We start from the raw sequence: 25,711 nt of genomic DNA, 5'->3' as shown, positions 1-25,711 counted from the left end.
CAAAAGAAAAAGCCAACTAACAATGTCTAAATTAGTTGGCAAAAGCACAAACCTATTTTTTTTCTAAGTTTTATTTATTTTTCTTCTTTCTTAAACTCCTTAAAATCTGCTTTACGAATCATCGCGTGAATTCCTTTGGTTTTATCGACCACTTGAGACACCTCAAAATCCGTTGCAGCACTTAAGTACGCATACGCAATTTCTTCTGAAATCCCGTATTCATCTACAAGAAAACGTACTGCTTCACGAGTCGACTTACGCATCGCTTCATCAAGGTCTTCATCTAAACCCGGCGTAATCCAAAATTCATCATTTTCACCCAAAGGCTGCTTTAATGACTTACCTGGTATTTTGTCACTCCCCGCTTTTAATACCGTAATTTTAAAGGTCGCACGTGCAGAACCTTCAAGTGCGGTCAATGCAACCTCACCATCACCTTGAACAAAATGACTATCACCCGTATAGAACAACGCACCCGGTACTTGAACTGGATAGTAAGCCGTTGCACCTGCGGTTAAATCATTAATATCAATGTTACCGCCATAGAACGATGGTGGCACAGAATGCACAGGGGCGCTCGTATTTGGTGCAACGCCCATCGTGCCCATAAATGGATTCAATGGGAAACGAATTGCTTTGCCTGACTCGGTTTTTAAAACGCCTTCCCAAATACCCTCTTTATTCTTTTCAATTGGAGTAAAGATGGAAACATTGCCATAGGCTTCTGGGTTTGCAGGCGATGCATGATCATGCTTTTGACGCTTAGGAAACTCAGGCAATGTGCCTTTACCATGACGGTTTGAAATCACACCATAGGGCACACGTGGCTCAACTTTTAAAATCTCGACTTTTAAAATATCACCTGGCATTGCATCTTTGACATAGACAGGTCCGGTAATAATATGTGGACCATCTTTATGGAAATCGTGCTCTAACTTAGAACCTGTAATCAGTTTCGCTTCAGGCAAAATATGCTGAGGTTTCACACCTTTAGAAGTGAAATACTTTTCAGCATCACGCCCTTGGTCTTCAAGCAAGCCTTCATGCGAAACTGTATCAAAGGTAATAGTGCTGCCTGATGGAATGGTCAACACAGGTTTGGCATCTTTGTTAGGTAAATAGCCCCAAGTGATTGTATTCAAGGTGCTTGGAACATAATAATTCCCTTTATATTCCCCACTTTTGAGTAAGGTTGGTTGACTTTCAAGCTGTTTTAAAATTTTAAAATCTTCAGTTGCCGCATGTGCAGAAATAAAAGAAAAGCTTGATGCAACAACAAGAGACAAAGCTAAAGGTTTTAACATATGTTCAAATTCCATGAAAAATTAATGCAAGCTAACTTCATGCAATCCCAATGCCAATCTAGTACATACCCCACCATAAATATTCAAAATTTAATCATTTGATCGATCTCCACTTGGCTTTGTTGCACAAAGATTTCATAACTATATGATTTTAAAAATTTTGATTTTTTTGATCCAAAATTAAATTTATGTAAATCAGATGCTTACATATTTATGCAACAAAGCCATGATTTAGTGAAACGTAATTTTAATGCTGATCATCCTGACCAACTGTGGGTGAGTGACTTTACGTATATTCAAACTCATTCAGGCTGGGTCTATACCGCCTTTATTATTGATGTGTTCTCACGAGCAATTGTTGGATGGAAAGTATCTACACGGATGAATACGTCTGAGAAACGATAATCAAATAGTATAAACTCTAGGTATCAGCAACGTCTGAAACTGAGATCAGTCATGCATAAAACGTCAGAAAAAATTGCAAAACAAAAAAAGGTATTAACTAAAGCTGTTTTATCATCTGCAAAACAACTTGGTTTAACACTGGACCAGCTTGCTATCGTTATCAATTTAGATTCAGTGGAAACTTTAAATTCGCTTCAGTTAGATCCCGATTCAAGTCAAGGAGAACTCGCAATTATTTTAATTCGTATTGCGATATCACTAGATGCTCTAACAGGTGGAGAGGCTAAATGGATGCAGCATTTTATGAAGTCACCAAATAAGCTAACCAAAGGCATTCCGATAAAACAGATTCAGACTACTCAGGGATTAGCTACTGTATTAAACGTAGTCGAAGGACTTCGGCTTCAGGGTAAATATTAAGAATATATAAAGCTTCATTACACAGAAAATTAAAAGTCATAATTTTGTCTAATAATTCAAATTCAAGGTATAAGAAGTTTCTCTTCTCAAGAGGTATACAACTGCCTCATTATTGAGAACTACCATACATATATGGATTCTATTAACCTAATTTGAGGCTAAATTGAATCTTATAAGTTCAATTTAGCTATTCAAGAATCATTATAAAAGTTTGCTATATAGCGAATATTAACCATAATTAGTTAAAAGTTTGCTATATGGCTAACAAATTTCGGGAGAAAAAATGGCTACACGAGGTGAAATAGGTAAAGAAATACGTTTGGCAAGAAAAGGGTTAGGCTATACACAGAAAAGCCTTGCAGAAAAAACTCAAGTCAATAAAACAACAATTTCAGAGATGGAAAATGGCCATTTTACAGGTTCATTTGATATATTTGAACGTGTGCTTGATGGTGTTGGTTTACAATTCGAAGTGAATAAAAAAAAGCATAAATTGCCGCAGTGGGATGAAATTGAAGAAATATTTTCAGAATATGATGAATAAATTGTGAATCGGTACCGAATAAGGTATCAGAAAAGGCAAAGCCCTGCCCATCGACCTCATTGCTCCAGACCACTTGTGCCAGATATTCCAGATTGACCTGATGGCAAATTCCGGTTCTTGGCGGCACCACGCGAAACTGATTGAGCGCCGCCTGCCTCCAACGTAGAAGCTGGTAGCGCTCGCCATTGCGTTGCATCTCAATGGCGACATTCTACTCAAAAGCTTGCGAGCTAGCAAAGTAATCGACCATCACCGAGTGATCGATGACTAAATCCACTGGTGACAACGGATTAATTTTTTCCGGATCACCACCGGCTTTGGCCATTGCTGCACGCATTGCAGCAAGATCAACCACTGCAGGAACACCGGTAAAATTCTGCATCAGGATCCGTGCCGGATGATACTGGATTTCCTGTTCTGAAGTTCGACCGTTAAGCCACCCTGCCAAGGCATGAATATGATGCATCACCCGATGGCTGGGTGTGCTCCAGAATTTTGGTGGCTATTCAGTCCATCATTACTTACATTCCAACTCTCTAGTTTTCCAACTAGCCCAGGTTATAATAATGGCCACCCAAAATACGATTGATCTATTATGAACACCTCCAATGACCCTTTACACGGCAAAAAACTTGCTGACATTTTGGATGAATTATTGGATTACTACGGTGGCTTTGAAGGTTTAAGTCGTAAAATTGAAATTAGATGTTTTTGCATAGACCCAAGTGTTAAATCATCATTGCGATTCTTGCGTACCACACCATGGGCACGTGAAAAAGTAGAAAGCTTATATTTGTACGTCTTACGCCAAAAGGCAAAACAGAAACCGTAGCCCCAGGCAACACCCCTCTCATTATAAAATTATACCAGTCAGTAAAACACCTTTAGATTAAGCATGTGTATGTTGGTTATTATTGTTGACTATCACAATAAATTAGTGACCAAAAATCAAAGTACCCCACCCTACCTTAAATTACACCACACAAAATAAAAACTCTATATAACTGTTATATATAGAGTTTATTAAAATACTAATTATGTTATTTAGTGTATTTTATGTCGGTAACTCTTGCCAAGGTTGGGGTCGCGAGTTCGAGTCTCGTTTCCCGCTCCAGATTCAAAAAGCCCTGATCGAAAGATTGGGGCTTTTTTATTGCCTATTCTAAAATTTTTGAACCTCACCCCAAGCCTGTTCGCCATTCCTGTTTTATCTGGCTGATTTAAATCGCAGTCTAAATGTATAAAAGCGTTTTTAAAAAAATTCCTGGTTTTTGCGGCTTGCTGTTTATATTTTTTTACAGATCAATTGCTTAAATATTCTGCACAATTCAAGCTTTTTCCAGACACCGGCCCTTTTCAAGCCAGCAGCCACTGTGTATAACAATGAAGCAGACCGGGAAACGGATAAGCATAGGCAAAACCTACGAAAAAGCGTTAGACTATGCCACAATTAATGTCATGAAAATGTCCGTTGAGACAAAAAGAAGGTGAAGGTTGATGCCGCTCAATACAGTTGAAGAGCTCGTAGCAGATATCCGTGCAGGAAAAATGGTTATCCTGATGGATGATGAAGATCGTGAAAATGAAGGCGATTTAGTCATGGCTGCCACGCATGTTCGCCCGGAAGACATCAACTTTATGATCACCCATGCCCGCGGTCTGGTCTGCCTGACCCTAAGCCGTGAGCGTTGCCAGCAGTTAAACCTGCCACTCATGGTCGATGCCAACGGCGCCCAGCATGGCACCAACTTTACCCTGTCGATTGAAGCCGCAGAAGGCATCACCACCGGAATTTCCGCGGCTGAACGTGCGCATACTATTCGTACTGCGGTTGCTGCTCATGCCAAACCGGCCGATATTGTCCAGCCGGGTCATATTTTCCCGCTGATGGCACAACCAGGTGGTGTGCTGCACCGCGCCGGACATACTGAAGCCGGCTGTGACCTGTCCCGTTTGGCTGGTCTAGAACCTGCTTCGGTGATTTGTGAAATTATTAAAGAAGATGGCACCATGGCGCGCCGTGCCGACCTAGAAGTGTTTGCAGAAAAACACGGTCTGAAAATGGGCACCATCGCCGACCTGATCCATTACCGCATGACCAATGAACAAACCGTTGAGCGTCTGGATCAGCAGACTATTGATACCGAATATGGCAGCTTTGACCTGTATCGTTACCGTGAACTGGGTAACCCGGATATTCATCTGGCGCTGGTCAAAGGTGAGCCAAAAGATGGCGTGACCACCGTTCGCGTGCATGGTTTTAACCCGACCCGTGACCTGCTAAAACTAAACAAGCAGGATGGTGAACCGGCCTGGAACCTGGACCGTGCCTTAAAAGAAATTGCCAATAGTGATCGTGGCGTATTGGTCTGGATTGGCCAGCGTCATCTGCAGGATTTAGGTCCGGCACTAGACAGCTTAAATGCACCGAAGAAAAGTAAATCCAATGCGGCGCTGTCTCAGCAGTATCAGACCATTGGGGTAGGTGCACAGATTTTACGTGATTTAGGTGTTGAAAAAATGAAGCTGCTCAGCTCGCCATTACGTTTCAATGCCTTGTCCGGCTTTAACTTGGAAGTGGTGGAATACGTCACCGCACAACAAACAACTTAAGAAATCATCGAGGTTTGCTATGGCAGTTCGCCGTATTGAAGGTATGTTACATCTCGCGAGCGAAGGCCGTTACGCGATTTTAGTTGGTCGTTTTAATAGCTTTGTGGTGGAACATTTGCTGGAAGGTGCCATCGACACATTGAAACGTCATGGTGTATCAGAGGATAATATCACTGTTGTTCATGCACCAGGGGCGTGGGAACTTCCGGTTGTTGCGAAAAAACTGGCAGCATCTGATCGTTTCGATGCCATTATTGCACTGGGCGCGGTGATTCGTGGCAGTACGCCTCACTTCGACTTTGTTGCAGGCGAATGTGCCAAAGGTTTAGGCGTGGTTGGCCTGGACACTGGCTTACCGGTCATTAACGGTGTATTGACTACGGATAGTATCGAACAAGCGATTGAACGCTCGGGTACAAAAGCAGGTAATAAAGGTAGCGAAGCTGCTTTAACTGCAATTGAAATGGTTAACTTGTTAAAGGCTATTTAACGCTATGTCGCAAACACTTCAAGCAACTTATGCAGCAAAACGTAAAGCACGTCGTTTTGCTGTACAAGGAATTTATGAATGGCAGATGAGCCACAATCCGGTGCACGAGATTGAAGCACGCACGCGTGTCGAAAATGCCATGCACAAAGTGGATCTCGGCTATTATCATGAATTGTTGACTCAAGTGGTTGCCAATCATGAAGCATTGGATGCGCTCTTAATCCCTGTGCTTGACCGCGAAATTGATGCCCTTGACGGCGTTGAACTCGCAACCCTTCGTCTGGGCGCCTATGAATTGAAAGAACATCTGGAAATTCCATATCGCGTGGTTTTAGACGAAGCCATTGAGCTGGCAAAACATTTTGGCGGTGCAGACAGCCATAAATACATTAACGGTGTTCTTGACCGTTTGGCCAGCTCATTACGTGCAGCAGAAAAACAGCAATCTAAATAATTGACAGATTGATGCGATGGCTGAGTTTTCCATTATTGACACCTATTTCAATCGGCAGCACGGTAGTTCTGTCGACTTAGGTGTTGGTGATGACTCAGCCGTGCTGACTCCTCCCCCACAGCAACAGCTGGTGATTTGCGCCGACACGCTGGTTGCTGGACGACACTTCCCATTAGATACTGATCCACATGCCATTGGCTGGAAATCTGTTGCAGTCAATCTCTCCGATATTGCTGCCATGGGTGCCACGCCGCACAGTATTCTACTGGCCTTGAGCCTACCCCAAATTGATCACGACTGGCTGAAAGCCTTTAGCCAAGGTCTGTATGATTGCTGCGATCAATTTGGGGTGCGCTTAATTGGTGGAGATACCACCCAAAGTCCGCATTTAACCTTATCCGTGACCGCCTTAGGCTGGATGGATACCGGTCAGGCGATTACCCGCGCCGGTGCCCAGCCTGGCGATTATATCTGTGTCAGCGGCACCGTCGGTGATGCCGCCTTTGGCCTGAAGCATCCAGGTCATGCATTGAAGCAGCGTCTGGATTATCCAACCCCGCGCTGCGAACTGGGCCAGCAACTCAAAGGTCTGGCCTCGAGCATGATTGATGTTTCAGATGGTCTGGCCCAAGACTTGGGACATATTCTTAAAGCCTCAAAGGTTGGCGCCACCCTAGATCTGGATCTGTTACCGCTTAGCGATACTCTGCGTCATTTACCTGACACACAGCGCTGGCAATATGCGCTGGCTGGCGGCGATGACTATGAACTGTGCTTTAGCATCAGCCCACAGCATTTTGAACAACTTTTACAACAACCGCTGAATGTCCGCGTTACCAAGATTGGACAAATTCATGCAGCACCCGAACTTCATTTTGTGCAGAATGGCGTAGATCATTCGCTCCAATTCCAGGGATACCAACACTTTGCCTAAACCTGCCATTCATTTTAAAGCGATGAGCTGGCCCGACCGCCTGGTTGTCTTCTGTGGGGTCGGGTTTGGATCAGGCCTGTTACCCAAAGCTCCCGGCACCTTCGGCTCGGCTTTTGCGCTGCTGTTTATTCCGCTGTGGCTGTGGCTTGGTTTTGCCTATTCGGTTGTGGCGATTCTGCTGATGTCACTGGTCGGGATTTATATCTGCGGGCAAACCGCACGGGTGATGGGCGTCCATGATGATGGCCGTATTGTCTGGGATGAATTTGCCGGACAGTCGATTACCTTTTTACCGCTGATCTATTTTGGCCAGATGAATACGATGTGGGTCATTGCAGGCTTTGCCCTGTTCCGGCTGTTTGATGTCTGGAAACCTTGGCCCATCCGGGTGATTGACCGTCAGGTCGATGGCGGCTTTGGCATTATGCTGGATGATCTGATTGCCGGACTCTGGGCAGCAATCTGTATTTTAATTTATCTTTATTTTATTTTGGTTTAGCAATAACTAGGATTATACATGTCTACCACCGTGATTATTCTTGCCGCAGGGAAAGGAACGCGTATGCGCTCCAGCCTTCCGAAAGTGCTTCAACCCCTTGCAGGACGCCCACTTCTGGGTCACGTGATTGAAACGGCACAACAATTACAAGCAGATAATATTATTACCATTTATGGCCATGGCGGCGAACAGGTACAACAGGCCTTTGCCCATGAAACGGTTCAATGGGTGGAACAGGCCGAGCAGCTCGGGACCGGACATGCGGTCCAAATGGCGCTGCCGGTACTGGGTCAAGATGGTGTTTCAATTATTCTATCCGGTGATGTGCCGTGCATTAGCCAGGCCACCTTAGAGCAACTGGTCGAGGCCAGTCAGGCTACCGGTATTGGTCTGGTCACGCTGACCCTACCAGATGCAACCGGTTACGGCCGTATTGTACGTGACAATGGCCAGATTCAGGCCATTGTTGAACACAAAGATGCTTCTGAGGCACAGCGCCAGATTCAGGAAATCAATACCGGCATTTACTGCGTCAGCAATGCCAAACTGCATCAATGGTTACCAAAGCTGTCCAATAACAATGCGCAGGGCGAATACTACCTGACCGATATTGTGGCCATGGCCATTGCCGATGGCATGCAGGTGGCTTCAGTGCAGCCGGAACGTGCCTTTGAAGTCGAAGGCGTCAATGACCGGGTGCAACTGGCCGCATTAGAACGTGAATTTCAAAGCTTCCAGGCCAAACAGTTAATGCAGCAAGGCGTGCATCTGATTGATCCAAGTCGCTTCGACTTACGTGGTTCACTCAAAGTAGGTCAAGATGTACGTATCGACATCAATGTGATTATTGAAGGTGAAGTCGAACTCGGTGATCGGGTTGAAATTGGCGCAGGCTGTGTGATTAAAAACAGCAAAATTGCGGCCGGTACCAAAGTTCAGCCGTATAGCGTCTTTGAAAATGCTGTTGTCGGTGAAGATGTACAGATTGGTCCATTTGCCCGCCTGCGTCCGGGTGCAGTGCTGGCCAATGAGGTGCATATTGGCAACTTTGTTGAAGTCAAAAACACCCAAATTGGTGTCGGCTCCAAAGCCAATCACTTTACCTATTTAGGCGATGCAGAAGTCGGCGCCGGTTCCAATATTGGCGCAGGCACCATTACCTGTAACTATGACGGCGCCAATAAATTCAAAACCATCATTGGCGATGCGGCTTTCATTGGCTCAAACAGCTCGCTGGTGGCACCAGTAACCATTGGCAACGGCGCAACGGTGGGTGCCGGCTCGGTAATTACCCGTGATGTGGCTGACCATAGCCTGGCCTTTGAACGCTCAAAACAGTTGAGTAAAGATAATTATCAACGTCCCCAAAAACTGAAAAAATAAGAGGAAAAGATTATGTGTGGTATCGTCGGTGGCGTTGCAGAACGTAATATTAGCAATATCCTGATTGAAGGCTTAAAGCGTCTGGAATACCGTGGCTATGATTCTGCCGGTCTGGCGCTAATCAATGGCGGTCATGTATTACGTGAACGTCGTGTCGGGAAAGTGGCCAATCTGGAACAGGCGGTTATTGAAGCCGAATTAACCGGTTCGTTGGGGATCGCACACACACGCTGGGCGACTCATGGCAAGCCAACTGAAAATAATGCCCATCCGCATATTTCGGGCAATGTGGCGGTGGTGCATAACGGGATTATTGAAAACTTCCAGGAACTCAAAGATGATCTGGAAGCGCTTGGCTATGTGTTTACCTCGCAAACCGATACCGAAGTGGTTGCGCATCTGGTCAATGATGCCCTGAAATCCACCCCAAGTTTACTGGAAGCGGTGAAACAGGTAGTGCCACAGCTCAAAGGTGCCTATGCACTCGGTATTATCCATACCGATCATCCGGATGAACTGATCACGGTTCGTGAAGGTTCACCACTGGTAATTGGCGTCGGGATTGGCGAGAACTTTATCAGCTCGGATCAGCTGGCCTTGTTGCCAATCACCAATCGCTTTATTTATCTGGAAGAAGGTGATATTGCCCGTTTAACCCGTGAAACCATTGAAGTTTTTGTGGATGGTCAGCTGGTGAATCGTCCGGTGAAAGAGCTGGATGCGACGGTCAGCAATGCCTCTAAAGGTGAATACAAGCACTACATGCTCAAAGAAATTTATGAGCAGCCAGAAGCGATTCAGCAAACCATTTCTCAGGCTTTAAATGGCAATGCGCTGCGTGAAGACTTTCTGGCCCAGGCCGAGCAGGACTTCGCCAGCATCCAGCAAGTGCAGATTATTGCCTGCGGTACCAGTTACCATGCCGGCATGATTGCCAAGTACTGGTTTGAACAGCTGATTGATGTACCGTGTCAGGTCGAAATTGCCAGCGAATACCGCTATCGCACGCCGGTAATTGTTAACAACACCCTGTATATCTGTATTTCCCAATCGGGTGAAACCGCCGATACCTTGGCTGCACTGCGCGATACCCAAAAACGTGCTGCAGCCAAAGCGCTAAACATCTGCACCATGGCAATTTGTAACGTAGCCACCTCATCAATGGTACGCGAAACCCATCACAGCCTGTTAACTTTGGCTGGACCGGAAATTGGCGTGGCATCAACCAAAGCCTTTACCACGCAACTGGCTGCGCTGATGCTGCTGATTCTGAAAATTGGTCAGGTCAAACAGAGCATTGCAGACAAGACCGTTACCGAGATTATCGCGGAATTGTGGCATACGCCAAAAGTGATTCTGGATACCCTGCAACATAACCCGGCGATTCTGCACTTATCCGAGCTGTTTGTGGAAAAGAACCACTGCCTGTTCCTCGGCCGTGGCACCCAGTTCCCGATTGCGCTTGAAGGTGCCCTGAAGCTGAAGGAAATTTCCTATATTCATGCCGAAGGTTATGCCGCCGGTGAGCTGAAACATGGTCCGCTAGCTCTGGTCGATAATGAAATGCCGGTGGTGATTCTGGCACCAAAAGATGACATGCTGGATAAACTGAAATCCAATATGGAAGAAGTACAGGCCCGTGGTGGCGAGCTGTTTGTATTTGCTGATGAGCACAGCGGCATTAAAACCAAAGAGCGTCAGCATGTGGTACATATTCCATCAATCAGTGCGGTGCTGGCGCCAATTGTTTACAGTATTCCGGTCCAGCTGCTGTCCTATCATGTTGCGGTACTGCGCGGTACCGATGTGGATCAGCCACGTAACTTGGCCAAATCGGTGACGGTAGAATAAGCAAAACAGAAAAAGGCTGGTTCACTGTAAGAAAGTAAAATAGTTCAATACTATGTAATAAAGCCTACACTTAGTGTAATAAAGTCCCATACTTTTTTTTGACATATATAAAATAATATTCATATTTTCAATATGTTAAAATACAAGTATGGGACTTTTTTATTTCGTGGATATATTTAAAGAGCACAAACCAAGAAAGGATGATACTTTCTTTAAATAGTTATTTAAAAATTTAATAAATAAAATCAATAACTTATAAAAAATAAAGTATTAAACTATTTTACTCTACAATAAAAATATAAATTCTTCGATTTCAGTAAAAAATCTAATTTAGTCCTCAAGAAATCTATAAATTTTTATATAAAATTTATTTTTTCTCATAAGTTAAAGTAATATATTAATCATTACAATTACAAACCTTAAATTAAATAAATACTTGATTATTAAAAATAAAATAATTTAATTATCACCTTAACAGCAATATTTAAATAGAAATAAACAATCATACTAAGTAAAAATATTTAATTCATAAAAATAAAATATAAGACTATATTGATTAAAAATAAATCAAGTGCTAGGTTTAAAGAAAAGTATGGGGTTTCAGATGGCATCAAAAGAACAACAATTACGCTGGCTACAAGAAGGACGTGGCCAAGGGCGATTACATTCATATAAGCCTTTTTTAAATGTTAGAGATAACAAATCCCTGACGGAACGGTCTAGCCGTGTATATGGTTATAAAACCCAAAGAACTCATCATTTATTTTCTGACTTAGAGTTAGCTTTATTTCTCGCATTAGACAGAATTCAAGAGGTCGAAGATATACGCGAGCAAATTCCACTTGATCTTACAACTACCCTGCAAATTGCTGAAGATTTAAAAATTCAGCACCCTATCGAAAAGAATGTTCATCAAATTCTTACTTCAACTTTTTTTGTTGTAAACAACTCCCCGCTAAAGCCTCCTTGCTTTGTTATAAAAGCTATCAAGTCCGCGCACCTAGATCAAAAGAAGACCATTGCCCAATTGGAACTTGAAAGACGTTATTGGGATGAACAACAAGTACCTTGGTTTGTCGTTACAGAAAAAGAGATTTCACCAACAGCAATAGAAAATATTAAATGGCTCTACCCACTGAATAGAGCAACTGACGATATCCATATCTTTTCAAAAATAGACTTTTATCAGAGTCATTTTCTCCAAAAACCTGAACTTACCCTGATAGAGCTATCCAAATACCTTGACACTCAGTATTCCATGGAAACAGGCGCATCTCTTCTAGAAATAAGAGAACTGCTTGCCCAGCGGTATTTTTTGTTCGATATCTCCAAAAGCTATAGAAAAATACGTGGTCGGGACATTGAGATTGGGAATATTCAACATTTGGAGAAACTTAAAAATGTTTCAGGTTAATCATGTTTATAAACTAGATCATCGGTTTCGCATTCTGAAAATATATCCTCAGCATTTGGTTTGGATAGATATTGAGTCTGATAAAGCATTGCCCGAACTCTTTCCAATTTCGGAGCTCGAACAACGAATTGAACTAGGGCAAGCCGAACTGACTGATGATCCATTCTCTGATCTCAGTTTGTTCACTGTAACGGAAGGATCTATCTACCAAACAAAGCGTGATCAAAACTTTGCCATAATCAAACCAGTTATTGAACATGAACGATTTTATGAACGTAAAGAGCGTGCTTATCTGATTAACCAACTTGTACAAGAAAAAGTCGCGGCCAAACAAACCATTTATCGTTTATTACGGCACTATTGGCAACGTGGTATGACACCTAATGCACTTATTCCTCATTACTATAATTCTGGCGGAAAAGGCATAAAAAAAAGAGTAACTGAAAAGAAATTAGGACGACCACGTGTTATTTCTGAAGGGACAGGTGCATTAATTGATACCACTGTCGAAAATTTGTTTAAAAAAGTCATCCATCAATATTTACTGAATGACAAAAAATTTTCAGTCAAATACGCTTACCGAAAATTTTTGATACTTTATCAAGACCGTTACCCTGATATACCAAAGAGTGAATATCCCTCTTTTTGGCAATTTAAATATTTTTACGAGAGAGATTTCAATCCCACCCTCAGGCTGAAAAAACGTTCTCATCAAATTGAATATTTAAAAGATACAAGGCCTTTAGTATCTACAACAAACTCTCAAGTCTTGGGGCCAGGTTCTCGATATCAAATTGATGCCACAATTGCAGATATATATCTCATCTCTGATTCTGATCGTGAATGCATTATCGGCCGCCCGACTGTCTATTTCATGATAGATGAATTTAGTCGCATGGTGACCGGTATGTATGTCGGCCTTGAAAATCCCTCCTATGTCACCAGCATGCAAGTTCTACGCATCGCTATGTGTGACAAAGTCGAATACTGTAAAAATTTTGGCCGTGAAATACGCTCTGAAGATTGGCCTTGTATTGGTTTACCTGAAGCCATTTTAGCGGATCGCGGTGAATTGCTTGGTCATCAAATTGAACATCTAGAAAAAAGTTTTGCTATACGAATTGAAAATGCACCGGCATACAGAGGTGATCTCAAAGGTATCATTGAACGCTATTTTCGTACTATCCAAGCCGAATTTAAGCCATATGCGCCAGGTGTTGTACAGCCTATTAAAGAAAAGAAACGTGGTGGCACAGACTACCGTTTAGATGCCACTCTGACTGTGCATGAATTTACTAAGATCATACTTAACTCTGTATTAATGCATAATCAGACACATGAGATTAGATCCTATGATCGTGATATCGATATGCCAACAGATCTTCCCAATATTCCATTACAGTTATGGAATTGGGGAATCCAAAACCGGACCGGAAAATTAAGAACAGCTTCTGAACGTGCTATTTATATTGCACTCTTGCCCCGAACTGAAGGTACTCTCTCTCATTTAGGTATCAAGGTTTTTGGCCTTTACTATATTTGTAAAGAAATCTTAGAAAATGGCTGGATGCATCGGTCTACCTCAACACGTCGCCCCAAAAAAATAACCGTGGCATACGATCCTGCTAATGCAGAAAAAGTGTATCTCTTTTTCTCTCCTTCGACATCAGATTGCTGGGAAGCACATCTAGCCCAACGTTCAAGAGAATTTATAGGATGCAGCTTTTGGGAGGTTTGGAAAGTTCAAAAAGAGCAAAAGTCAATACAAGCAAATTACCATATGTCATTGCAACTCGCACGGGCTGAATTAGAGCGCTCAAATGAGGAGATTATTCAAAAAGCCATTGCATCCACGCGGGCATCGACTCACAGCAATGCTCAGCGTCTTTCCAAGATCAAAGAAAATCGTCTAAAAGCACGTGATAAAGAACGAGAGATGTTGAAAAACTCTCTGTCCGAAAGTGAATTCAGTGAAGACCTGCCAAGCAACATCCTTCCTTTTTCAAAAAATGCAGCACAGACCGATGAGCATGATTCATATGATCGACCTGCATTTTTTGATCAACTATTTGATGATGACTGAAGTGAGGAACAACCATGAAAGTAAAAGCTATCTATCAACCGAGCTTTGGTCAATACAAAGGTAACCCGCTCATTGAAGCCTTGCCGCCAATACGTGATTTTAACGATATTAAAACGGCTTTGAAATGTACTGTAGACATCAGTCCACTTGAAAAACATGAACCTGGGGTAGTCAGAAGCCACCTGATTGCTCAGCTAATGAATAGTTTCTTTCTTCCAATTTCAAGACACTATTCACTTGAGCAAAAGATCGCAATTATGATTCGTGATGGATATGTCGCACGTAATCTTGAGAATGGTAATTTAGCCACTCATCTGCAGAATGGTTACGAACGGATGATGACAGGTGAAATTAATGCATTTCGCTTTAAAACAGCCCAGTCAACCGCAAAAAGTATGTCTTTCATTGGTTGTTCAGGTAGTGGAAAAACCACCACATTAAATCGGATCCTAGCTACATATCCTCAGGTCATTTTTCATGAGAAATATAATTTTACCCAAATTGTCTACCTTAAAATTGACTGTCCGCACGATGGTTCATTAAAAAGCTTATGTCTGCATTTCTTTAGAGCCGTGGATTCTGCTATTGGTTCGGATTATGAGAAAAAATATGCTCTTAAAAGGCACGGCATTGAAACTCTGATGCATCTGATGAGCCAAATCGCCAATCTACATGCGATTGGCTTATTAATTATTGATGAAATTCAGCACTTAAGCGTCAATAAGTCTGGTGGTGAAAAAAAGATGCTTAATTTTTTCGTCACGCTTGTCAATATCATCAGTTTGCCAGTCGTAATGGTAGGAACCCCAAAAGCCCGCCCTATATTTGATGCTGATTTCAGATCAGCCCGAAGAGCTATTGGATTTGGCGCTGTGTTATGGGAGCCGATTAAAAATGAAAAAAATAGTATTTCTCCTCACACCCAGCAAGTCGTCAAGTCTGAATGGGTGGGGTTTACAGATACACTTTGGAAATACCAATGGTTGACCAAAGCAGACCTAACCCTGTCTGAAGATATACGAGAATGTTGGTATGAACTGTCACAAGGTATACCTGATATCGTTGTTAAACTGTTTGTACTGGCTCAAATCCGAGCAATTGAGACTGGGATAGAGCGTATCACCATCAAACTGCTGAAGACCACCTATGAGCAGGATATGATCCCAATCCATGCCATGATTGAGGCGTTACGTAGTCGAGATCCTGCAAGAATTGCGCAGTATTCAGACTTAATTATTCCTGAAGTCGACAAAAAGCTCCTGTACTTACAGGAGAAAATCAGAAAAGCACACTTCGAAAAAGATGATGTCGATATCTATGACGGCAATTCACAGGCGATCCGTATGCATCGTCTACTGATTGAATTGGGCTATCAATCAGATCTATTACCCAACATCATTAAACGAGCTTTTCAGTCTTATCCAGATACAGATATACAAATTTTGTTGCCAGTGATCATGCAATGGCTCAAAGATGAAAATGATCTCGAAAAAGTAATGGACGAAGAGCAGAAAAAGGCGCCTCAATCCACTCGAAAATCCACGAATACTGCTGCAGTCTGGCATCGCTTAGAAAGTGCTGATTTACGTTTTCAATACAGTCAAAAAGAATCCCACCTATCCTTTTACCAACATCTGAAAAACCACACAGAGTACGTGCTCGATATTGAGCAATGGCTCAGGGAGAGTTAACAGTATGTTTAATTTTCCGATGCCTCATGTCGATGAGCTGATATATAGTACTGTAGCGCGTGCTGGAATACGTTTGGCACTTACCAGTCCCAAACAGCTCCTCGATGAAGTGTTTCAGAACCGTAAAGTTTCTGCGACCGTAGATCTTCCCTCTCATTTGGACAAAATTCTGCAGTGGCTACCCTCAGCACACTATGACGTAATGTATCTCATTAACCATCACACATTATTTCCACTGTATACATTCTTTATTCCTGAAGAAAGACGACAGGACTGCTTACGATTCATGCAAGGAGCATCGCATGGTGCCTTACACTTAACAGTGGGGTTGAATGCATCAAAAGTTCGTATTCCAGAATACTTACGCTATTGCCCTCAGTGTTTCGACGAACAATTACAAATATATGGAGAATGGTATTGGTCAAGACTATGGCAAGTTCCAGGCGTCACTTGCTGCCCTCAACATGGCAAGCTACTTAATAGTAGTGTGAAATACAGACCAATCCATAAGCATGAATTCAAAGCCGCCTGTGTGGATAATTGTCCAATACTTGAACAAGAACCCGCATCCCCAGACGAAATTTTGATTGCCCAAAAAGCCACTGAACTCTGTTCACTTGCAAACAGCTCTTCTGCCACCTTACAGCAATGGACGCTTTTCTATAAAACCCTTGCCTCAAAGCACGGTATGGTCAAAGGCGATCATCACATCATATATGAACTCATTTATCAGAAAATCATGCAACGCTGGTCTATGTCATTTTTAGTACAACATGGACTAGGTGAGATAGACACAGAAAATAGTTGGCTTAAAAATATCTTTAGAAAGCATAGACGTAGCTTCAGCTACTTAGAACATTTAATTGTAATTGAAGCATTTTATGCTGGAAGTCATTGGTCTTTTCAAGATATCTTCAAAGAGGTGAAAGCCTACCATGCTACCCCAATGCGTCCTTCAAATGACACCTCACAGGAAAACTTACAGTCCGAGGTTATCCAGGCTCAACGCCATTCATGGTTAACAGCTTTAGCACAAAATTCCATTATTGAAGCAAGAAAACAGAATACAGCACTTTATGCTTGGCTGTACCGTAATGATAAGAAGTGGCTGATGGAGACCAACAGTCAGAAACAGATGCCATTTATTCCCTCTGGAAAAAAAGTCAATTGGAGACAACGTGATTGGGATGGTGTTAAATATTTACTTCGTTTAAATCAAAAATTAGTCGATAATCTTGACTCTCCTCGACGGACAAAAACTTGGTGGATCAAACAGTTAAAAAACCCATCAACTATTGAAAAGAATTTAGATAGCTTGCCATTAATCGTAAAATTTCTAAGCACATACCAAGAGGATGTTAGCTGCTATCAAATTCGGCGCTTATCACGTGAACTTCTGCTAAATAAACTCAAAAATGAGTCTATCACCTTGTGGGTGTTACTCAGAAAAGCTGGCTTAACAACAGACAGAATGACAAAAGAAACCCGAACCTTCCTCAACCAGGTCATACAATATGATCAGATTATTAAGGTGTAATAATGCTGAAAAACTTTCCTGAGAATGCCCTTATTCGTTCAATAGGGACTATTTATAAAGAACAAAAAAACCAAGATTGGATGATCGAACTCCAACTCAACGACCTGATGTCGAAAAAAAAATATCCTCTCGGGGTTAGATTTTCAAATATGCATTTACTTGCACGTCAAAGATGTTTAAAACCAACTCCAGATTACAAATCGGCAGAGCCACTCATTCTGACTTATAAAATCGAACATCTCAGACGCTGGCACAATACATGCAACATCTATAGCAAACAAAATCAGTTGTCTCAGATCATGACTGATCTTGATCATCGCTATGAAAATACCTTAGTGCATTTGCCCAAGCTTGAACTTGCCCGTGCTTTGTTTTTTCATAATGCATACTTTGCCCGTAATGTGTTCAATCCAGAATTTTTGGATGCAGAGTTCTTTGTCCAAAAAAGAACCAAAGATCATTACATTATTCATGAATTAGTGTCAAAAAGTTTTCCTCCTACGCTCTATGACTCTGTTGAAATACGCAGTGTTCTCGCTTGGATCCTGATTAATCGTGAAATCAAAACCTGCTATAAAAGTATTGGTGCCCACTTTATTTCACAAAAATATCAAGACAAATCAAGAGAGAGATGGAATTTCGACTTTAGCTGTCCGTCTTTAAGAAATACAGAAATTACGGTAAAAGCCTATTATTCAAAAGAATCAGATCAGATTTATATCAATGAAATTCTTGAAATTAAAAATATACAACCCAAACTTCCTAAGCTGGTTGAGTTTTCTAGCTCTCACTTTATCCAAAAACAGAATGGAAAGAACAGTTCAACAAAAGGTAGCTATCGTATTGAAAAAATGCCAGAAGAACCTGATATTGATGATCTACAGGAAGCAAGTTCAGATAAGGGTGCAGTGATTATCAAATCTGAACCAGTACTGTTAAGTTTTCAGCAACCGATCCGTACCGCAAAACGCTATATAAAACACAAGGGGATGAACAGATCATATGGGGAAGAACGAGGTACCTTTGATGATCCAGATGTCGTTGCGACAGATGAACCATCAATATTAGGAACCATTGGTCAAGGTGAATTCATAGGTCTCGCAGATGATCTGCAATATCTAGAATATTACAGTGAAGGCCTTACCGCATTCAAAGAAATGATCCTGGGCTTAAATGAGTCAAAGGTTATCGTATTAGACTCCGAAGATCCACATTACCATCGTTTACCCAAGGTAGGTAAATCACGGCTACATTACACCTATAAAGATCAGCCTCGAACATTGCTTGAGTTCAGATTCAAATATCAAGGCAGGGCTTTAAGTATTTTTGAAATTGATCTTGATGATCACGCGAAGAGTATTTCTACCCTAATAATTCAATGGAAGGCTAACACACAGCCTAGTCAAGAGGTCATTAAGAAACTTACACGGATGATTGTGAAACGCTCTTTACGTTGGCCTACTAAGGAAACACTTTCAGAATGGGGGTCATTTAAAACCATTCATCATCCTAAAAAGTCACAGGAATCCATGCAATATACTTCGGATGAAATAGAGCTATGGCGGCAGAATATTATCAGACACCTATCTACCTTAGGGCGTTCTCCACTCAATTAATCTTAGATAATACGATTAAAAGTAATGCTGTACATGTATCGTGTGTTGGTGACAAATACTGTAAACATTGAAGTATTCCCCCCTATAAAGGATGTCTTTCGGTAATTTTTTAGTAAAGACTTATTCAGGCTGTTAAAATGCTTAGCTAAGATGTGCTTACCAGATGCTCATCTTTATATCTTTATATCTTTTCCTTTTTTGAGGGATATTGCAGGATTACATGACAAAACTAACTTGCTTTAAAGCTTACGATATTCGCGGCAAACTGGGCAGCGAACTGAATGAAGAGATTGCCTATAAAATTGGCCGTGCCTATGGCCAGATTTACCAGCCGAAAACTGTGGCGATTGGCTGTGATATCCGTTTAAGCAGTGAAGATTTAAAACAGGCCACCATCAAAGGTCTAAATGATGCAGGTGTAAATGTGCTTGATCTGGGCATGACCGGCACCGAAGAAGTCTATTTTGCCGCCTTCCATCTGGATGTCCAAGGCGGGATTGAAGTCACTGCCAGTCACAACCCGATGGACTATAACGGCATGAAACTGGTACGCGAAAATGCGCGTCCAATCAGTGCCGATACTGGCTTAAAAGAAATTCAGGCCTTAGCAGAAGCTGGTACATTTACCGAAGTTACAGCCAAAGGAACCACGCAATCCTACAATATTCTGCCAGAATTTGTAGATCATCTGATGACCTATATTGATCCAGCCAAGATTCGCCCAATGAAGCTGGTGGTGAATGCCGGTAATGGTGCTGCCGGTCATGTGATTGATGCGATTGAAGACAAATTCAAGGCCCTGAATGTTCCGGTGGAGTTTGTCAAAATTCACCATGAAGCCGATGGTACGTTCCCGAACGGGATTCCGAACCCGATTCTGGTAGAAAACCGCGACAGCACCCGCGAGGCAGTACTGGCGCATGGCGCAGATCTGGGGATTGCCTGGGATGGCGACTTTGACCGCTGCTTCCTGTTTGATGAAAAAGGCCAATTTATTGAAGGCTATTACATTGTGGGGCTGCTAGCCCAAGCCTTCTTGCTGAAGCAGTCCGGTGAAAAAATTGTGCATGATCCGCGTCTAGTCTGGAACACTTTTGATGTGGTGGAACAGTATCAGGGTGAAGCAATTCAGTCCAAATCTGGGCATGCCTTTATTAAAGATGTGATGCGTGAGCACAATGCGGTTTATGGCGGGGAGATGAGTGCCCACCACTATTTCCGTGACTTTGCCTATTGTGATAGCGGCATGATTCCATGGTTACTGGCGATTGCGGTGCTGTCTGAAACCGGTCAATCCTTATCGAGTCTAGTAGAAGAGATGATTGCCAAGTTCCCATGCTCAGGTGAAATTAATTTTAAAGTGGCAGATACCCAAGCCACCATTCAAAAGATTTTTGAGCACTATGCCGATCAGAACCCGGCCATTGACCAGACCGATGGCGTAAGTCTGGATTTCGGTGCCTGGCGTTTTAATGTACGTGCTTCCAATACCGAACCGTTATTGCGTTTGAATATTGAAAGCCGCCGTGACCTGCAACCCAAACCAATGCAGGACTATGTCGATGAATTGACCCGTTTGATTCAGGCTTAACACAAAAAATGGAGCATAAATGCTCCATTTTTTTATTGTGCGAGGGTCTGAACCTACTTAACGATAGCCATTTGGATTCTGTTTTTGCCAGTTCCAGCTATCGGCCAGCATATCTTCTAGTGACAATTTAGCCTGCCAACCAAGCTCAGTTTGTGCACGCTGGCAATCAGCATAGAAACTGGCTAAATCTCCATCACGTCGTGCTGCGAATTCAAAGGGAATTTGCACAGCATTAACAGCCTCAAAAGTTTCTTTAATCTTCAGCACTGAAATTGGTTGTCCGGTCCCAATGTTCCAGGCCCGGCAGCCAGACTCAGTCAGGCGATTCTCAACGGCTAAAACATGGGCCTGAGCCAGGTCGACGACATGAATAAAATCTCGTTCACATGTGCCATCCTGAGTTGGATAGTCATTGCCAAAAATAGAGAGTTTTTCACGACGCCCCACGGCCACCTGGGTCACATACGGCATCAGATTATTTGGAATCCCTTGCGGGTCTTCGCCAATCTGACCACTTTTATGCGCGCCGACCGGGTTAAAATAACGTAATAAGGCAATCGACCAGCGCTCATCAGCAATCGCCAGTTTTTCCAACATTTGTTCGATCACCAGTTTGGTATAGCCATAATTATTATTTGGCATACTTAATGGCATATCTTCCTGATAAGGCGATGGATTATATTCCCCATAAACTGTCGCAGACGAGCTAAAGACCAGTTTAAACACCCCTGCGCGTTGCATTGCCTGCGCCAGGCTGATAGACCCGGCAATATTATGCTCAAAATAAGCCAGTGGAATTTGCTGACTTTCCCCCACTGCTTTAAGGCCGGCAAAATGAATCACCGCATCAATCTTGTGCTGCTGAAACAGTTGATCCAGACCGGCACCATCCCGAATATCCCCTTCAATAAAATGAAGACTTTTCTGGGTCAGTGCTTGTACCCGTTGTAATGATTCTGCCGAACTGTTCGACAGGTTATCCAGCACCACCACCTGGTGCCCGGCATTGAGCAGCTCCAGACAGGTATGCGAACCGATATAACCGGCTCCACCGGTAACCAGAATATTAGCCATCTGATTTTCCCAATAAAATTTGTAATAAACCCTGTGTCGAAGCGTCCAGTGCCGATACATCCTGCTGCTGGCCATTTAAAATTGGCAACAGCTGATTGGCAATTTCCTTGCCCTTTTCCACGCCCCACTGATCAAAGGGGTTAATATTCCAGATCACCGACTGGACAAAGACCTTATGCTCATACAAGGCAATCAGCATGCCCAAGCTATACGGATTCAGTTCCTGAATCAGGAAGGTTGAACTCGGCTGATTACCGGCATATTGCTTATACGGTGGCAGACTGGCCAGCTCGGCCTGATCCAGCGCCTGATTACCAAAAGCCAGTAAGCGCGATTGCGCCAGACAGTTAGACAGCGCCAGATGATGTTGCTCGACCAGCGCCTCTGCACTTTCGGCATAGGTAAACTGGTTGGCATTGTAGCGCTTCACCGGCGCAATAAAATCACAGCTGACCGCCTGTGTCCCTTGATGCAGCAGCTGATAAAACGCATGCTGGGCATTCGGTCCCACTTCACCCCAGACAATTGGGCAGGTATCCAGTTCAACCGCGTCACCACTGCGCTGAATCGATTTACCATTCGATTCCATTTCCAGCTGCTGCAGATAAGAGGCAAAATATTTTAAGCGGCCATCATAGGGCAAAACCGCATGGGTCTGAATATCCAGGAAATTATTGTTCCAGATGCCGAGCAGACCCATCAACACCGGAATATTCTGTGCAAAGGGTGCGGTCTGGAAATGCTGATCCACCGCATAGGCACCCGCCAGAAAGGCTTTAAAGCCTTCCACACCAATAATTAGCGCAATCGGCAAGCCGATACAGGACCAGAGTGAATAACGGCCACCCACCCAATCCCACAGCAGGAACTGGTTTTCTGGCGTAATGCCCCATGCGGTCATTTTATCGGGCTTGGTCGAGACCCCAACAAAATGATGCTGTAATACGCGTGCCTGTTTGCCCAAGGCTTTTTCCAGCCATAAACGGACGGTTTGTGCATTGGACAAGGTATCAATGGTGCCAAAAGACTTGGAGGAAATAATAAACAGCGTGGTTTCCGGACGCAGCTTGTGCAGCAGATCCGAAAGCTGGCTGCCATCCATGGTCGAAACGAAATGTACGCTCAGCGGCTTGGCACTTGAATGTTTAAAATCGGACAGCGCCTGAGTCGCCATCAAAGGCCCCAAGTCCGAACCGCCGACGCCAATATTGACCACATCCTGAATTACTTCACCGGTGGCACCGCGGCACTGCCCGGCATGAATTTTTTCCACCAGCTGATACATTCGCTGTAGCTGGGTCTGCACCTGCTGCGCCAGTTCCGGATGAGTACTGTCCTGTTCCGGCAAACGCAGCGCCCAATGCATGGCTGCACGCTGTTCGGTATAGTTAATCGGGTCAGTGGAAAACAGGGTGTTGATCCAGCCCGATAAGTCATGTGCCTCAGCAAAGCGAATCAGCTGCGCCAGTACTTCGGCATCAATACGCTGCTTGCTATAATCGAAAACCAGCGATTTTAAACGTACGGAGAAGTGCTCGAAACGCTGCGCATCCTGTGCAAATAAATCGGTTAAATGGCACTGTTCAAACTGATTTTTTAAAGTCTGTAACTGTAATAACAGTGAATCACGCGTATGTACCGCTGCTGAACTGCTCATTAGCGTCCTACTCCCATATAGGCAAAGCCTTGCGCTTTGACAAATTGCGGATCATAGATATTACGTCCATCTAGAATCAGTGGATGCTGCATACTGTTGAGCAGGGTTTTATAGTCCGGACTCCAGTAATGTTTCCAGGCGGTTAACAGACACAGCGCATGGCTGCCTTTAACAGCTTCATACTGGTCCTGACACATGATCAGGTCATCGCGTTCGCCATACAATGCCTGAATTTCTGGCAAGGCCTGCGGATCGTGTAATTTAACCGTGAGCCCTTGTGCCCATAACGCCTTGAGCATGGCATGAATTGGTGAATGGTGTACGCGTGAGGTATTTTCCTTAAAGGCTGCACCCCAGATGGCAATGGTTTTGCCTTTTAAATCACCCTGATAATAGTTCCACAGTTTGCGAAACAGCAGTTCTTTTTGCTGCTCATTAATCTCCCAGACCTGGGCCAAAAGCTGACTTTTGACCCCGGTGGTTGACACGGTATTGGCCAGGGTTAAAACATCATGCGAGAAGTTTTCTCCGCCAAAACCGGCGCCCGGGTACATATAAGACGCGCCAATCCGGCTATCAGCGGCCATGCCCTGGCGCACATGCTCAATATCAATGCCGAGTTTTTCGGCCACCACAGCCAAGTCATTGATGTAACTGATTCGGGTTGCCAGCATGCCGGAAATGCTCAGCTTGGTAAATTCCGCATCCAGCACCGGCATAAACAGGTATTGCTGCTTACGCGGGAATAAAGGACGTAAAAATTCCTGCACTTTGCTCTGCACCTGCGGGTTCATACAGCCCACAGTCAGCTGTTCCGCCTGGGTAATACTGGCCAGCGCATTGCCTTCCTGACTCATATCCGGCAAATACACCCAGTCATCTTCAGGTAGTAGCTGTTTCAAACGTGCCGTACCCTGCAAGCCAAGGGTTGAAGCATTGATCATCAGTTTCGGATGAATGATCGGGCGCTGCTGGAGCTGCTGCAACAATTCAATCAGCAGCGGCTCTTCAGCCGGGTTCAGGCTAAACAGATAGACATCAATCTCCAGACCCAGCTCTTTCAGGCTACAGTAATGCAGAAAGCCTTGGGCATGTTGCTGCTGCAGCAGGCGATTGACCGCCTCATCCTGAAAGTCAGGCGCTTCCGGGCTATCTTGCTCGAAAATGTCACACCAGTAGACCTTGTGCCCACATTCTGCCAACAGCGCCGCCATCACTCCGGCATAAAGCGTTCGACCAAAAACTGCAACCTTCATGCTGACCTCTGCCCCGTATTAGTCTTTAAGTTCTTGAATCAACTGTTTAAATTCTGCACCTAAACTTAGATGGTCCACTCCGTAATGCAAGACGGCCTTTAAATAGCCGAGTTTGCTGCCACAGTCAAAGGTCTGGCCTTTCATGCGGTAGGCTTCGACGGTTTCCAGCTGTTGTAATGCGGCAATGGCATCGGTCAGCTGGATTTCATTCCCGGCCCCTTTCGGTGTGGTGGCCAATAGCTGCATAATTTTGGCCGGTAATACATAACGCCCGATCACGGAAAGATTAGAAGGTGCAGTACCGACCGCCGGTTTCTCGACAATCCCCTGCATGGCCGCACTCTGGCCTTCTGCAGGAGCAGCGGCAACATCCACAATGCCATACTGATCGACCAGATGCTCCGGCACAGCCTCGACCATAATCTGCGCCGCCTGTGTGGCATTAAAACGTTCAATCATCAAGGCCAGATCATTTTTTTCTGCCTGATCTTTGACCAGCACATCTGGCAGTAATACGGCAAAAGCGTCATCGCCGACAATATCTTTGGCACACAGCACCGCATGACCCAGGCCCAGTGGCTGTGGCTGACGCACACTAACCACGCTGACCTGCGGCGGTAAAATTTCGGTAATTTCTTTTAGCAAATCCCACTTTTGCTTCTGCTCTAATGTGGTTTCTAGCTCAAAGTTACGGTCAAAGTAGTTTTCAATTGACGCTTTGGAAGAATGCGTGACCAGAATAATCTGTTCAATACCGGCAGCAACCGCTTCACGCACCACATATTCAATCGCGGGACGATCGACCACCGTCACCATTTCTTTGGGAATAGATTTACTGGCCGGTAAAAAACGGGTACCCAAACCTGCAACAGGTAAAATCGCCTTCTTAATCATA

Annotated in this window: 21 protein-coding genes and 2 pseudogenes; 17 read left to right on the top strand and 6 right to left on the bottom strand. The window is 43.7% G+C overall.

Translation table 11 applies throughout. From position 1 onward, the window contains the following. Positions 1-74: 74 nt before the first annotated feature. The gene (locus GA693_RS12620) at positions 75-1,304 is read right to left on the bottom strand and encodes an acetamidase/formamidase family protein (protein WP_160241758.1); all 1,230 of its coding nucleotides are present in this window, start codon (positions 1,302-1,304) and stop codon (positions 75-77) included. A gap of 216 nt (positions 1,305-1,520) precedes the next feature. On the opposite strand from GA693_RS12620, the pseudogene GA693_RS12615 reads away from it, so the two are divergent. The 3 genes and pseudogenes from GA693_RS12615 to GA693_RS14915 form a co-directional block, all read left to right on the top strand. Next, positions 1,521-1,694 (top strand): annotated as a pseudogene (locus GA693_RS12615) (DDE-type integrase/transposase/recombinase); the annotation flags it as partial. A gap of 66 nt (positions 1,695-1,760) precedes the next feature. Further along, the gene (locus tag GA693_RS12610; RefSeq protein ID WP_005233302.1) at positions 1,761-2,129 is read left to right on the top strand and encodes an MbcA/ParS/Xre antitoxin family protein; all 369 of its coding nucleotides are present in this window, start codon (positions 1,761-1,763) and stop codon (positions 2,127-2,129) included. A gap of 283 nt (positions 2,130-2,412) precedes the next feature. Continuing rightward, complete coding sequence (locus tag GA693_RS14915; protein WP_004647603.1) at positions 2,413-2,673, top strand: helix-turn-helix domain-containing protein; 261 nt, start codon at positions 2,413-2,415, stop codon at positions 2,671-2,673. 4 nt (positions 2,674-2,677) lie between these two features. Here the strand turns inward: GA693_RS14915 and GA693_RS14910 are convergent. After that, a pseudogene (locus GA693_RS14910) lies at positions 2,678-3,133 on the bottom strand (aconitase family protein); the annotation flags it as partial. Between the two features lie 135 nt (positions 3,134-3,268). On the opposite strand from GA693_RS14910, the gene GA693_RS12595 reads away from it, so the two are divergent. The 14 genes from GA693_RS12595 to GA693_RS12530 all read left to right on the top strand — a co-directional run bounded on the left by GA693_RS12595 (position 3,269) and on the right by GA693_RS12530 (position 20,829). Continuing rightward, entirely contained in the window at positions 3,269-3,505 is a 237-nt protein-coding gene (locus GA693_RS12595; RefSeq protein WP_002058193.1) for a VF530 family protein, read from the top strand. 665 nt (positions 3,506-4,170) lie between these two features. Beyond that, the gene (gene ribBA / locus GA693_RS12590) at positions 4,171-5,286 is read left to right on the top strand and encodes a bifunctional 3,4-dihydroxy-2-butanone-4-phosphate synthase/GTP cyclohydrolase II (RefSeq protein WP_104473595.1); all 1,116 of its coding nucleotides are present in this window, start codon (positions 4,171-4,173) and stop codon (positions 5,284-5,286) included. Between the two features lie 19 nt (positions 5,287-5,305). Beyond that, positions 5,306-5,776 carry a 6,7-dimethyl-8-ribityllumazine synthase gene (gene ribH, locus GA693_RS12585; protein ID WP_005181338.1) on the top strand — a complete coding sequence of 157 codons (471 nt, stop codon included), beginning with the start codon at positions 5,306-5,308 and terminating at the stop codon, positions 5,774-5,776. A 4-nt stretch (positions 5,777-5,780) separates the two neighbouring features. Beyond that, positions 5,781-6,230, top strand: a complete 450-nt coding sequence (gene nusB / locus GA693_RS12580; protein ID WP_005181335.1) for a transcription antitermination factor NusB — start codon at positions 5,781-5,783, stop codon at positions 6,228-6,230. A 16-nt stretch (positions 6,231-6,246) separates the two neighbouring features. Then, a complete protein-coding gene (gene thiL, locus GA693_RS12575) occupies positions 6,247-7,164 on the top strand; it encodes a thiamine-phosphate kinase (protein WP_160241759.1) in 918 nt (305 codons plus the stop codon). Positions 7,165-7,186: 22 nt separating this feature from the next. Continuing rightward, positions 7,187-7,663: a phosphatidylglycerophosphatase A family protein gene (locus GA693_RS12570; protein ID WP_104472366.1), complete on the top strand. Its 477-nt coding sequence runs from the start codon at positions 7,187-7,189 to the stop codon at positions 7,661-7,663. A gap of 18 nt (positions 7,664-7,681) precedes the next feature. Continuing rightward, entirely contained in the window at positions 7,682-9,046 is a 1,365-nt protein-coding gene (gene glmU, locus GA693_RS12565; RefSeq protein ID WP_160241760.1) for a bifunctional UDP-N-acetylglucosamine diphosphorylase/glucosamine-1-phosphate N-acetyltransferase GlmU, read from the top strand. A 12-nt stretch (positions 9,047-9,058) separates the two neighbouring features. Beyond that, entirely contained in the window at positions 9,059-10,897 is a 1,839-nt protein-coding gene (gene glmS / locus GA693_RS12560; RefSeq protein ID WP_075167635.1) for a glutamine--fructose-6-phosphate transaminase (isomerizing), read from the top strand. A gap of 604 nt (positions 10,898-11,501) precedes the next feature. Beyond that, positions 11,502-12,311, top strand: coding sequence for a heteromeric transposase endonuclease subunit TnsA (locus GA693_RS12555; protein ID WP_005233265.1), 810 nt, complete (start codon positions 11,502-11,504; stop codon positions 12,309-12,311). Then, positions 12,298-14,394, top strand: a complete 2,097-nt coding sequence (locus GA693_RS12550; RefSeq protein ID WP_104500501.1) for a Mu transposase C-terminal domain-containing protein — start codon at positions 12,298-12,300, stop codon at positions 14,392-14,394. Before GA693_RS12555 ends, GA693_RS12550 begins: the two co-directional genes overlap by 14 nt. Positions 14,395-14,408: 14 nt before the next feature. Beyond that, a complete protein-coding gene (locus GA693_RS12545; RefSeq protein ID WP_104500502.1) occupies positions 14,409-16,085 on the top strand; it encodes an AAA family ATPase in 1,677 nt (558 codons plus the stop codon). A 4-nt stretch (positions 16,086-16,089) separates the two neighbouring features. Further along, positions 16,090-17,622, top strand: a complete 1,533-nt coding sequence (locus GA693_RS12540; protein WP_160241761.1) for a TnsD family Tn7-like transposition protein — start codon at positions 16,090-16,092, stop codon at positions 17,620-17,622. Positions 17,623-17,624: 2 nt separating this feature from the next. Continuing rightward, positions 17,625-19,238 carry a Tn7-like element transposition protein TnsE gene (locus GA693_RS12535; protein WP_160241762.1) on the top strand — a complete coding sequence of 538 codons (1,614 nt, stop codon included), beginning with the start codon at positions 17,625-17,627 and terminating at the stop codon, positions 19,236-19,238. A gap of 220 nt (positions 19,239-19,458) precedes the next feature. Beyond that, entirely contained in the window at positions 19,459-20,829 is a 1,371-nt protein-coding gene (locus GA693_RS12530) for a phosphohexomutase domain-containing protein (RefSeq protein ID WP_160241763.1), read from the top strand. 57 nt (positions 20,830-20,886) lie between these two features. On the opposite strand, the gene galE is transcribed toward GA693_RS12530, so the two are convergent. From galE to galU, 4 genes are read right to left on the bottom strand one after another with little or no spacing between them, the layout of a single operon-like run. Then, complete coding sequence (gene galE, locus GA693_RS12525) at positions 20,887-21,903, bottom strand: UDP-glucose 4-epimerase GalE (protein WP_104484445.1); 1,017 nt, start codon at positions 21,901-21,903, stop codon at positions 20,887-20,889. After that, positions 21,896-23,560 (bottom strand): glucose-6-phosphate isomerase, encoded by a 1,665-nt coding sequence (pgi, locus tag GA693_RS12520; protein WP_160241764.1) that lies wholly within the window; start codon positions 23,558-23,560, stop codon positions 21,896-21,898. Before pgi ends, galE begins: the two co-directional genes overlap by 8 nt. Beyond that, a complete protein-coding gene (locus GA693_RS12515) occupies positions 23,560-24,816 on the bottom strand; it encodes a nucleotide sugar dehydrogenase (protein WP_160241765.1) in 1,257 nt (418 codons plus the stop codon). Before GA693_RS12515 ends, pgi begins: the two co-directional genes overlap by 1 nt. An 18-nt stretch (positions 24,817-24,834) precedes the next feature. Beyond that, positions 24,835-25,710, bottom strand: a complete 876-nt coding sequence (galU, locus tag GA693_RS12510) for a UTP--glucose-1-phosphate uridylyltransferase GalU (RefSeq protein WP_160241766.1) — start codon at positions 25,708-25,710, stop codon at positions 24,835-24,837. Position 25,711: the final 1 nt, after the last annotated feature.

The organism is Acinetobacter indicus, assembly GCF_009914475.1.
Taxonomy (GTDB): domain Bacteria; phylum Pseudomonadota; class Gammaproteobacteria; order Pseudomonadales; family Moraxellaceae; genus Acinetobacter; species Acinetobacter indicus.
This window is presented reverse-complemented; position numbering and strand designations above follow the sequence as displayed.

Bases quoted from the DNA above. Each gene is read 5' to 3' on its own strand.
- GA693_RS12620 (WP_160241758.1), bottom strand. From the start codon at position 1,304: ATGTTAAAACCTTTAGCTTTGTCTCTTGTTGTTGCATCAAGCTTTTCT.
- GA693_RS12610 (WP_005233302.1), top strand. From the start codon at position 1,761: ATGCATAAAACGTCAGAAAAAATTGCAAAACAAAAAAAGGTATTAACT.
- GA693_RS14915 (WP_004647603.1), top strand. From the start codon at position 2,413: ATGGCTACACGAGGTGAAATAGGTAAAGAAATACGTTTGGCAAGAAAA.
- GA693_RS12595 (WP_002058193.1), top strand. From the start codon at position 3,269: ATGAACACCTCCAATGACCCTTTACACGGCAAAAAACTTGCTGACATT.
- ribBA (WP_104473595.1), top strand. From the start codon at position 4,171: ATGCCGCTCAATACAGTTGAAGAGCTCGTAGCAGATATCCGTGCAGGA.
- ribH (WP_005181338.1), top strand. From the start codon at position 5,306: ATGGCAGTTCGCCGTATTGAAGGTATGTTACATCTCGCGAGCGAAGGC.
- nusB (WP_005181335.1), top strand. From the start codon at position 5,781: ATGTCGCAAACACTTCAAGCAACTTATGCAGCAAAACGTAAAGCACGT.
- thiL (WP_160241759.1), top strand. From the start codon at position 6,247: ATGGCTGAGTTTTCCATTATTGACACCTATTTCAATCGGCAGCACGGT.
- GA693_RS12570 (WP_104472366.1), top strand. From the start codon at position 7,187: ATGAGCTGGCCCGACCGCCTGGTTGTCTTCTGTGGGGTCGGGTTTGGA.
- glmU (WP_160241760.1), top strand. From the start codon at position 7,682: ATGTCTACCACCGTGATTATTCTTGCCGCAGGGAAAGGAACGCGTATG.
- glmS (WP_075167635.1), top strand. From the start codon at position 9,059: ATGTGTGGTATCGTCGGTGGCGTTGCAGAACGTAATATTAGCAATATC.
- GA693_RS12555 (WP_005233265.1), top strand. From the start codon at position 11,502: ATGGCATCAAAAGAACAACAATTACGCTGGCTACAAGAAGGACGTGGC.
- GA693_RS12550 (WP_104500501.1), top strand. From the start codon at position 12,298: ATGTTTCAGGTTAATCATGTTTATAAACTAGATCATCGGTTTCGCATT.
- GA693_RS12545 (WP_104500502.1), top strand. From the start codon at position 14,409: ATGAAAGTAAAAGCTATCTATCAACCGAGCTTTGGTCAATACAAAGGT.
- GA693_RS12540 (WP_160241761.1), top strand. From the start codon at position 16,090: ATGTTTAATTTTCCGATGCCTCATGTCGATGAGCTGATATATAGTACT.
- GA693_RS12535 (WP_160241762.1), top strand. From the start codon at position 17,625: ATGCTGAAAAACTTTCCTGAGAATGCCCTTATTCGTTCAATAGGGACT.
- GA693_RS12530 (WP_160241763.1), top strand. From the start codon at position 19,459: ATGACAAAACTAACTTGCTTTAAAGCTTACGATATTCGCGGCAAACTG.
- galE (WP_104484445.1), bottom strand. From the start codon at position 21,903: ATGGCTAATATTCTGGTTACCGGTGGAGCCGGTTATATCGGTTCGCAT.
- pgi (WP_160241764.1), bottom strand. From the start codon at position 23,560: ATGAGCAGTTCAGCAGCGGTACATACGCGTGATTCACTGTTATTACAG.
- GA693_RS12515 (WP_160241765.1), bottom strand. From the start codon at position 24,816: ATGAAGGTTGCAGTTTTTGGTCGAACGCTTTATGCCGGAGTGATGGCG.
- galU (WP_160241766.1), bottom strand. From the start codon at position 25,710: ATGATTAAGAAGGCGATTTTACCTGTTGCAGGTTTGGGTACCCGTTTT.